This is a genomic window from Nocardia sp. NPDC102475 (genome assembly GCF_055584605.1).
Map to the genome: position 1 here is coordinate 1 of NZ_JBVJLS010000059.1, position 7,155 is coordinate 7,155.

Annotated in this window: 1 protein-coding gene and 2 pseudogenes; all 3 read left to right on the top strand. The window is 65.4% G+C overall.

Translation table 11 applies throughout. The features are described 5' to 3' along the window. On the top strand, positions 1-2,823 hold a 2,823-nt coding region (locus ACZ60G_RS43910), incomplete at its 5' end, for a type I polyketide synthase (RefSeq protein ID WP_465818336.1). Positions 2,824-2,839: 16 nt separating this feature from the next. Next, positions 2,840-2,902, top strand: a pseudogene (locus tag ACZ60G_RS43915) (hypothetical protein); the annotation flags it as partial. Positions 2,903-2,950: 48 nt separating this feature from the next. Further along, a pseudogene (locus ACZ60G_RS43920) lies at positions 2,951-7,155 on the top strand (type I polyketide synthase); the annotation flags it as partial.

Below are 7,155 nucleotides of genomic sequence, written 5' to 3' on the forward strand. Positions count from 1 at the left end.
GCCGGGGTGGCCGGGTTGTTCGTCTCCGGCGCGCACGTCGACTGGGCCGGTATGTATTCCGGTACCGGAGCCCAGCGAATCGAATTGCCCACCTACGCTTTCCAGCGTCGGCGGTATTGGATGCGCGAAGGATCCGCCGGCAGTGGTGACGCTCGGTCGATGGGGCTGGCGACCACCGGACACCCTCTGGTTTCGGCAGTGGTGTCACAACCCGACTCCGGTGCGGTGATCCTGACCGGCCGCCTGTCGGTGCAGACGCATCCTTGGCTGGCCGATCACCGGGTGATGGGCACCGCGTTGTTCCCCGGTACCGGTTTGGTCGAACTCGCCCTGCATGCCGGGGAGCAGGTGGGCTGTTCGACTCTCGAGGACTTGGTCCTGCAGGCCCCACTGGTGCTGCCGGAGTCCAGCGGGGTCGCGGTACGCATTGTCGTCGGAGCCGACGACGAGACGGGCCGTCGAGCGGTGCGGATCTTCTCCTGCCCCGATGGGGATATCGATTCGGCGCCGTCGTGGACGCTGAACGCCGAAGGCGCGCTCGCCCAGGATGACCTGACGGCTGCTGTCGACCTCGCCTCGTGGCCTCCGGCCGGTGCGCAGCCGCTGGACGTCGATGATGTCTACGACGAACTGTTCGATGCCGGGTACGGGTACGGTCCCCACTTCCAGGGGCTGCGGGCGGCATGGCGACGCGGTGCGGAATTGTTCGCCGAGGTCGCGCTACCGGATCTACCGGAAGCCAACGGTTTCGGGCTGCATCCGGCGCTGCTCGATGCTGCTCTGCATGCCTCGCTCGTGGGCGACTTCATGCCCGCGGACGAGGCTGGGCTCGCATTGCCGTTCGAGTGGTCCGGTGTCACGGTGCACGCGGCGGGAGCCAACGCCTTGCGTGTCCGGCTGATCCGCGTCGGTGAGCATGCGGTGGCTGTGGATCTGGCGGACCCGACCGGCGCTGCGGTGGCGACGGTGCGGCAGCTGGCTTCCCGGCCGATTGATCCGGCCCAGCTCACTGCCGGCGCATCCAGTGCCGATAATGCGTTGTTCCAGGTCGATTGGACACCGATCGCGGTGTCCGACACCGAGATCAGCGCAGTGTCGTGGGCGGATCTCGGCGACGAGGTTCCGGCCGCGGTGGTGTTGGTCTGTCCGACGGCCAATGATCCCGCCGCCGTTCGTGCCGCGACTCATGACGTGCTGCGGGTGCTCCAGTCCTGGATTGCCGATCAGCGGTTCAGCGAGTCGGTGCTGGTGGTTCGGACCAGTGGTGCGGTATCGGTTGCCGGGGAAGACATTACGAACCTGGCCGGCGCTGCGGTGAGTGGTCTGGTTCGTTCCGCCCAGGCGGAGAGCCCTGGCCGGATCGTGTTGATAGACAATGATTCCGACATCGACGGGTTGCTCGGCGGGATTCTGGCTTCAGAGGAACCGCAGGTGGCCGTGCGTGGCGGGCAGGTACACAGTGCGCGACTCGCCCGAGCGGCCTCGAGTCCTGCGGCCGCTACAACTCCTAGTTCCGCTTTCGGTCCGGACGAGACAGTTCTGATCACCGGCGCCAGCGGCTTCCTCGGTGGGTTGTTCGCCCGGCACCTGGTCAACGCGCACGGTGTCCGCCACCTGCTGCTGTTGAGCAGGCGCGGTGAATCCGCTCCCGGCGCCGTCGAACTGCGCGCGGAGTTGCAGCGTTTCGGCGCCGAAGTCGAGTTCGCCGCCTGCGATGTCGCTGATCGTGGGGCGCTCGCCGAGGTGCTGGCCGACGTTCCCGCGGGCCGTCCGCTCACCGGTGTGTTCCACACGGCTGGTGTGCTCGACGATGGCGCCATCGCTTCGCTGACCGCGGACCGGATGGATACGGTGTTGCGGCCCAAGGTCGATGCTGCCCTGCATCTGCACGAACTGACCGCCGATCTGCCGTTGAAGGCTTTCGTACTGTTCAGCTCGGCGGCTGGTGCGTTCGGCAGCCCCGGTCAGGGCAACTATGCCGCGGCCAACGCTTGTTTGGACGCTTTGGCGGTGCACCGCAGGGCATCCGGGCGCTGCGGGCAGTCGCTCGCGTGGGGCCTGTGGAGCATGGACGGCGGTATGGCCGCGGAGCTCAGCGACCTCGACCGGCACCGTATGTCTCGTTCGGGCATGCTGCCGCTGTCGGAGGAACAGGGCCTGGCGTTGTTCGCCGACGCTGCCGAGATCGACGCGGCGGCTCCGATCCTCGCCCGTCTCGATCTGGAGAGCCTGCGCAGCGCGGGGTTCGCCGCGGCACTGCTTTCCGGCTTGGTTCCGGCTCGCCGCAAGACGGCCTCGGGCGCGGCCACGGCGCTACGTGCTCGTTTGGCGAACACCCCGGACAGTGAACGCCTCGATGTGCTCGTCGAAATCGTTCGGGGACAGGTCGCGGCGGTTCTGGGTCATCAGAACGCGAATGCGATCGCAGCCGACCGGGCCTTCAACGAGTTGGGCTTCGATTCGATCACTGCTGTCGAGTTCCGTAACGCCCTGAAAACCGTTACGGGTCTGCGATTGCCGGCGACTTTGGTGTTCGATTACCCGTCACCGCAGGCGCTGGCGAAGTATCTGGCCGACGAATTCACCGACCACCACACCCCTGACCGGCCAACAGATCTGTCGGACAACGATATTCGCAGAGCCCTCCAAACAATCCCCCTCACCCGGCTCCGCGATGCGGGGCTGCTGGATGCGCTCATGCAGCTCACACAGGGGCAGGAAAGCCACGGCGAGATCGATCAGAGCATCACGGACGAATCGATCGACGCGCTCGATATCGACGACCTGATCGAAATGGCTTACGACAACTCATCAGAAGACTGACGGAGCTGGAACGATAATGACGAAGCCCGACGACAATACTCAGAAGCTCGCTCAGGCGCTGCGTGTCTCACTCAAAGAGACCGAGCGGTTGCGTGCCCGCAACCGCAAGCTCGACGCGGCCCTTCGCGAGCCGATTGCGATTGTGGGTATGGCATGTCGGTATCCGGGTGGTGTCAGTTCTCCCGAGGATCTCTGGAAGTTGGTCTCCGACGGGATCGACGCGACGTCGGAGTTCCCGGTCAATCGTGGTTGGGATACCGATCGTTTTTACGATCCCACCGGCGAAACACCGAACAGCACCTACACCCATGAAGGTGGATTCCTGCATTCCGCAGGCGAATTCGATCCCGCGTTCTTCGGTATCAGCCCGAATGAAGCCGCGGTAATGGATCCGCAGCAGTTCCTGCTGCTGGAGACCACATGGGAGGCGTTCGAGCGGGCCGGTGTCGATCCTGGTTCATTGCGGGGGAGCCGGACCGGTGTGTATGTCGGCATGATGTATCACGACTACCCGGCCAACGCGAACTCGGGATCCATTGCCTCGGGCCGGGTTTCGTATGTTTTCGGTCTAGAAGGGCCGTCGGTCACCGTGGATACGGCGTGTTCGTCATCGCTGGTGGCGATGCATTCGGCTGCGCAGTCGCTGCGGTCGGGCGAGTGCGATCTGGCGTTGGCCGGTGGCGTGGCGGTGATGGCGACACCGGAGACCTTTGTGGAATTCAGTCGGCAGCGGGGGTTGTCGGCGGACGGGCGCTGTAAGTCCTTCGCGGACGCGGCCGACGGGGTGGGTTGGTCCGAGGGTGTTGGCGTGCTGGTGTTGGAGCGTTTGTCCGATGCGCGCCGCAATGGGCATGAAGTTCTTGCGGTGATCGCTGGTTCGGCTGTCAATCAGGATGGTGCGTCGAACGGTTTGACCGCGCCGAATGGTCCCTCGCAGCGGCGAGTAATCCGGCAGGCCTTGACGAACGCGGGCGTTTCCCCGGTCGAGGTGGACGTGGTGGATGCCCATGGCACGGGAACGACTCTGGGGGATCCGATCGAGGCGCAGGCGTTGCTGGCGACCTATGGGCAGGGCCGTGATGCGGATCGTCCGTTGTGGTTGGGGTCGTTGAAGTCCAATATCGGTCACGCTCAGGCTGCCGCGGGTGTGGGTGGTGTGATCAAGATGGTGATGGCGATGCGCCACGGTGTGCTGCCGCAAACCTTGCATGTGGATCAGCCGTCTACGAAGGTTGATTGGTCCGAGGGTCATGTGCGGTTGTTGACCGAGTCGGTGCCGTGGCCGGTGGTGGATCGGCCGCGTCGTGCTGGTGTGTCGTCGTTCGGTATCAGTGGCACCAATGCGCACGTCATCATCGAGCAGCCTCCGGTGGCCGAGCAGGCTCCGGTGGTGGACTCGGTAACGGTGCAGGCCGTCCCGGCGGGTGGGATGTTGCCGTGGGTCGTTTCGGCGCGCAGCGGGCAGGCTCTTGCCGGGCAGGCCAACCGTCTGGCGTCGCACGTTGGCGAGCACGACCCGGTCGATGTCGGTTTTTCTTTGGCGTCCACGCGTGCTGTGTTCGATCATCGGGCTGTTGTCCTGGCCGACAACCGTGATGATCTGCTCGCGGGAGTGCGGGCGCTGGGCCGCGCCGAATCCGTTCCGGGTGTGGTGACCGGTCGTGTGGTGCCGGGTTCGACGGGTCTGGTGTTCTCCGGTCAGGGTGCGCAGTGGGCGGGTATGGCCGCGGAACTGCGCTCGGCGTATCCGGTGTTCGCGGCGGCTTTCGACGGAATCGTCGCTGAGCTGGATCCGCTGCTGGGACAGCAGATTTCGCTGAGCTTTGCCTTGTCCGACGAGGGTTCGGTGGATGCGACGGTGTTCGCGCAGGCGGGTTTGTTCGCGTTCGAGGTCGCGCTGTTCCGCCTGCTCGAATCATGGGGTGTCCGTGCGAATGTGGTGACTGGTCATTCGATCGGCGAGGTCGCCGCCGCGCATATCGCGGGAGTGATGTCGTTGACGGATGCGTGCGTGCTGGTGGCGGCGCGTGGCCGGTTGATGCAGGCGCTGCCCATGGGTGGGGCGATGGTCGCTGTGGGTGCTTCGGAAGCCGATGTGGCGGCGTTGCTGGCTGGTGGGGTGTCGATCGCGGCGGTTAATGGTCCGTCGTCGGTGGTGGTCTCTGGTGTCGAGGACGCGGTTCTGGCTGTTGTCGAGGCGTGTGTCGAGCGTGGTTGGCGGACGCATCGTTTGCGGGTGTCGCATGCTTTTCATTCGGCGTTGATGGAGCCGATGTTGGCTGAATTCGCCACGGCGATAGCGGGTTTGGCATTCGCCCGGCCGAGCATTGCGCTGGTGTCGACGGTGACCGGTGCCCGGGTCGAGCACGAGATGTCGGATCCGTCGTACTGGGTTGGTCAGGTCCGGGAGACTGTGCGTTTCGCGGACGCGGTTGCCGCGATGGCGGATATGGGTGTGGCCAGGTTCGCCGAGGTCGGGCCCGACGCCGTATTGACCCCGATGATCGCCCAGACTGTCGACAACGGGCAGTTGAGCTCGGGGGCTGCGGTGGTGACCCCCGCCGTCGTCGCCTTGGCGCGTCGGGGTCGGGCTGATTCACCCACTGTGTTGCGTGGGTTGGCCGGGTTGTTCGTCTCCGGTGCCGAAGTGGACTGGGCGGGCTTCCATGCCGGGGCTCAGCGAATCGATTTGCCTACCTATGCCTTCCAGCGTGAGCGTTTCTGGCTCGATGCTCGCCAGGTGTTGGCGCAGTCGTGGCTGGGTGCCGAGTTCGGTGGGGTGACTGCTGTTGGTCTCGATGTGGTGGATCATCCGTTGCTTGGTGCTGTTGTGCCGCATCCGGAGTCGGGTGGGGTGAGTTTTACCGGGCGTTGGTCGCTGGATTCGGTGGGGTGGTTGGCTGATCACAGTGTGCTCGGGGTGGTGTTGCTGCCGGGGACCGGATTCGTCGAGTTGGCTGGTTATGTCGGCGGTTTGTTGGGCTGCGAGGTGGTGGATGAGCTTGTCCTGCATACTCCGTTGACGATGCCAGCCGAGGGCAGTGTCGCGGTGCAGGTTGTGGTGGCCGCTGCTGATGAGGCTGGTCGTCGGCGGTTGAGTGTGCACTCTCGATCGGCGGGTGAGGGTCCGTGGTCGCTGCACGCCGAGGGTGTGCTGGTCCCGGGCGAGGCGGTGGCTGATTTCGATCTCGCCGTGTGGCCCCCGGCGGGCGCGCAGCCGATGCCCCTCGATGGCGTCTATGACGAGTTGCTCGACCTCGGATACGGGTATGGCCCGTTCTTCCAGGGTTTGCGGGCGGCGTGGCGGCGCGGTGACGAGTTGTTCGCCGAGGTCGCTCTGCCCGACCCGCAGGAGGCCGCGGGTTTCGGGATCCATCCGGCGTTGTTCGATGCTTCGTTGCACGTCGCGATAGTTCATGGCCTTCGTGGTGGTATCGGTGATTTCCCGGCACTGCCGTTCACGTGGAACCGCGTGGTGCTGCACTCGGCCGGTGTTGCCGCGGTGCGGGTCCGAATCACGGTCGAGGGCAACAGGTTCGCCGTGCAGATCGCCGATGAGCAGGGTCGGCCGGTGCTGTCGGTGGGCGCTCTGGTGTCTCGGCCCGTATCGGCCGATCGCTTGGGCGCCGATCGCGTGTCGGAAGCCCTCTTCGGCGTGGAATGGGCCACCGTTGCATTGCCTTCGGCGGCGACGGTGGAGCCGGGCCGACTGGCGGTGCTCGGTTGGGGCCAGAGTTCCGGTGAGGTACGAGGCCATGGTGATCTCGCGGCGCTGATCGCCGATCTGGATGTGAACCAGGATGCGGTCGTACCTGAGATCGTGTTGTTGGAGTGCCCGTTCGACGACGATGCGCCGCCGCAGGCCGCACGCCAGGTTGTCACCGGTGTTCTCGACACCGTCCAGGGTTGGCTGGCCGAAACGCGTTTCGCCGCTTCACGTTTGGTGGTACTCACCAAACAAGCCGTGGTCGTTGCCGATTCCGAGCAGGTACGCCTCGATCAGGCGCCGGTGTGGGGTTTGCTGCGTGCCGCGCAAGCGGAACACCCGGGTCGGTTCCAGCTCCTGGACTTGGATCAGAACCGTGATCCGATCTCCGTCGCGACCGCAGCGGCTGCCGCGGAACCGGAAGCTGCGTTGCGTGGGCAGACGCTGCTCGTGCCGCGCTTCGGTCGCCACGCACCCGGTGCAATCGCTCGGCTGACTGAGCCGGGCACGGTGCTGGTGACCGGTGGTACTGGTGGTCTGGGTGCGGTGATCGCGCGTCATCTGGTGACCGAACATGGTGTGGGTCGTCTGCTTTTGACGTCTCGGCGTGGTCTGGATGCTCCTGG